Origin of the sequence: Streptomyces phytophilus, assembly GCF_013870535.1 — a bacterium.
GTDB classification, from domain to species: Bacteria; Actinomycetota; Actinomycetes; order Streptomycetales; family Streptomycetaceae; genus Streptomyces; species Streptomyces phytophilus.
In genome coordinates this window covers 1-1,188 of the sequence record NZ_JACBXC010001594.1, presented here as the reverse complement: position 1 = coordinate 1,188, position 1,188 = coordinate 1, and the positions used below count along the sequence as shown (strand labels likewise).

2 protein-coding genes are annotated in these 1,188 nt (G+C 66.5%); both read left to right on the top strand.

Annotated elements, in window-relative coordinates; translation table 11 throughout:
* Positions 1 to 318 precede the first annotated feature (318 nt).
* On the top strand, positions 319 to 948 hold the full coding sequence (locus tag H5J30_RS34485) for a hypothetical protein (protein ID WP_181791751.1): 630 nt from the start codon (positions 319 to 321) through the stop codon (positions 946 to 948).
* Positions 945 to 1,148 (top strand): hypothetical protein, encoded by a 204-nt coding sequence (locus H5J30_RS34480; protein ID WP_181791750.1) that lies wholly within the window; start codon positions 945 to 947, stop codon positions 1,146 to 1,148. The genes H5J30_RS34485 and H5J30_RS34480 overlap by 4 nt, the downstream gene beginning before the upstream one ends.
* The last annotated feature ends 40 nt before the right edge of the window (positions 1,149 to 1,188 follow it).

The window sequence follows — 1,188 nt, the reverse complement described above, 5'->3', positions numbered from 1 at the left end:
TACTGCCCGGTCACCTGGGGCGCAGGCGCCCGGCCCGGGGATGTCGCGGGGGTTTTCGATCAGGGCTCGGACACGGGTGGAAAACGGCTTGAGGACAGGGCCATTACCACCCACCACCGAGCCGCGAACGAGTCTGTATCGGGACTCCAGCGCCCGTCGGTAGGTTTGCCGTCGAGTGTTGCCGGTCCTGGCTCGACCGGTAGAGCACCGGCAGGAACGGGACAGTGAAAGGAACGCCGCACTGATTGCCGCAATCGGCATGGCATCGACATGCGCATCCTCGCGATTGCGGAGGGCGAGCCGCCTCAAGGAGGTTCCATGAAGGTTCACCCGTGCCCCAGGGATCACACCCGTGAAAGCCGTGCTGCCGCCGGGTCCGTCCTGTGTACGCCGTGCGTCCGCCAGGTGGAGCGCAACCTGCGCACGCTCCCCGGCCTCTACCAGGAATGCCTGCACCATGTGTCGCCGCTGTCCCGGCAGATCAGTCCCACGAAGATTTCCGGCAGCCGCACACGGGACCACCTGAACATCTCGGTACTCGACTCCCGCCACCACATACTCGCGACACTGGAGTCCTGGGCGGAAATCGTCGCGGAACAGCACGGGACGGGCCTTCCGGGCCGTTCCGTCGCGGAGCTCTCCCGGTTTCTGGCACGGCATCTGAAGTGGCTTCTCGCGCAGCCGCCGGCCGGTGAATTCGCCGACGAGGCGGACCGGTTCGTCGCGGAACTCCGCGGGATCATCGACCCCGCTTCCAGCGCCCCGCGCACGATCATCCGGCAGTGCGTCGTCGACGACTGCAGCGGGACGATAAGCATGTACCCGAAAAGCACCCAGAGCACGGTGAGAAGAAACATCGAGTGCTCTGCCGGGCACTCGTGGGAACTGCACGAGTGGCTGAATCTGAGGCACCTCATGGAGCGGCAGCGAAAGGATGTCAGCGCATGACACGACCGCCACGCCACAGGCTCGTCCCCACGAACGTGGCCGCGCTCGCCGTGGGAGTGCCCGAGGCGACCATCCGCAAGTGGGCCAGCCGGGGGAAGATCACCCGCTACGGTGCGCCGAACTGCCGCCAGGAGTTCGACATCGACGAACTCACGCAGATCGCACTGGAGCGCCGGGCATGCGCCCCGGCGACACCGTAGCGCCCGCCTTCAAGGGGCCCAGAAGTGACACGGAGCCACA

Excerpts from the sequence above, each read along its gene's own strand:
- H5J30_RS34485 (WP_181791751.1), top strand. The coding sequence starts at position 319 with ATGAAGGTTCACCCGTGCCCCAGGGATCACACCCGTGAAAGCCGTGCT.
- H5J30_RS34480 (WP_181791750.1), top strand. The coding sequence starts at position 945 with ATGACACGACCGCCACGCCACAGGCTCGTCCCCACGAACGTGGCCGCG.